1 rRNA gene (only partly in view) is annotated in these 1,776 nt (G+C 52.5%); it reads left to right on the top strand.

The features are described from left to right. A 23S ribosomal RNA gene (locus DEU29_RS13650) occupies nt 1–1,722 on the top strand; it begins 1,251 nt to the left of the window's first position. Nucleotides 1,723–1,776 lie beyond the last annotated feature (54 nt).

The following is a 1,776-nucleotide window of genomic DNA, read 5'->3' as shown; positions in this document are numbered from 1 at the left end:
CGCTGGGTAGGGGAGCGTTCTGTAAGCGGATGAAGGTGTGTTGAGAAGCATGCTGGACGTATCAGAAGTGCGAATGCTGACATGAGTAACGATAATGCGGGTGAAAAACCCGCACGCCGGAAGACCAAGGTTTCCTATCCCATGCTAATCAGGGTAGGGTAAGTCGGCCCCTAAGGCGAGGCGGAAACGCGTAGTCGATGGGAAACAGGTTAATATTCCTGTACCGATGTATATTGCGATGGGGGGACGGAGAAGGCTAGGCAGGCCAGGCGTTGGTAGTCCTGGTGAAAGTGCGTAGGCTGATGGTTTAGGAAAATCCGGACCATCTTAAGGCCGAGACACGAGACGAGCACCTAAGGGTGCGAAGCTGTTGGTGCCATGCTTCCGGGAAAAGCCTCTAAGCTTCAGATAGACATCGACCGTACCCGAAACCGACACAGGTGGTCAGGTAGAGAATACTAAGGCGCTTGAGAGAACTCGGGTGAAGGAACTAGGCAAAATAGTACCGTAACTTCGGGAGAAGGTACGCCGCTGACGGTGAAGACTTTGCGTCGTAAGCTGTTGGCGGTCGCAGTGACCAGGTGGCTGGGACTGTTTATTAAAAACACAGCACTCTGCTAACTCGAAAGAGGACGTATAGGGTGTGACACCTGCCCGGTGCCGGAAGGTTAATTGATGGGGTTAGCTTAGGCGAAGCTCTTGATCGAAGCCCCGGTAAACGGCGGCCGTAACTATAACGGTCCTAAGGTAGCGAAATTCCTTGTCGGGTAAGTTCCGACCTGCACGAATGGTGTAACCATGGCCACGCTGTCTCCACCCGAGACTCAGTGAAATTGAAATCGCAGTGAAGATGCTGTGTACCCGCGGCTAGACGGAAAGACCCCGTGAACCTTTACTACAGCTTGGCACTGAACATTGAACCTACATGTGTAGGATAGGTGGGAGGCTTTGAAGCACTGGCGCTAGTTGGTGTGGAGCCATCCTTGAAATACCACCCTTGTATGTTTGATGTTCTAACTTAGGTCCCTTATCGGGATTGAGGACAGTGCCTGGTGGGTAGTTTGACTGGGGCGGTCTCCTCCCAAAGAGTAACGGAGGAGCACGAAGGTTGGCTAAGTACGGTCGGACATCGTACGGTTAGTGTAATGGCATAAGCCAGCTTAACTGCGAGACAGACACGTCGAGCAGATACGAAAGTAGGTCATAGTGATCCGGTGGTTCTGAATGGAAGGGCCATCGCTCAACGGATAAAAGGTACTCCGGGGATAACAGGCTGATACCGCCCAAGAGTTCATATCGACGGCGGTGTTTGGCACCTCGATGTCGGCTCATCACATCCTGGGGCTGAAGTCGGTCCCAAGGGTATGGCTGTTCGCCATTTAAAGTGGTACGCGAGCTGGGTTTAGAACGTCGTGAGACAGTTCGGTCCCTATCTGCCGTGGGCGTTTGAGAGTTGAGAGGGGCTGCTCCTAGTACGAGAGGACCGGAGTGGACGAACCGCTGGTGTTCGGGTTGTCATGCCAATGGCACTGCCCGGTAGCTACGTTCGGAATCGATAACCGCTGAAAGCATCTAAGCGGGAAGCGAGCCTCAAGATAAGCTCTCACTAGCACTTTGAGTGCTCTGAAGGGTTGTTGAAGACGACAACGTTGATAGGCGGGATGTGGAAGCGTAGTAATGCGTTGAGCTAACCCGTACTAATTGCCCGTGAGACTTAACCATACAACACCCAAGGTGTTTGGTGTCGTTAAGCACAAGTTGATAACCTTTACCAAA

It is taken from the genome of Idiomarina aquatica, assembly GCF_004362895.1.
Taxonomy (GTDB): domain Bacteria; phylum Pseudomonadota; class Gammaproteobacteria; order Enterobacterales; family Alteromonadaceae; genus Idiomarina.
The sequence above is the reverse complement of the archived record's forward strand: the minus strand, read 5'-3'. Positions and strand labels throughout refer to the sequence as shown.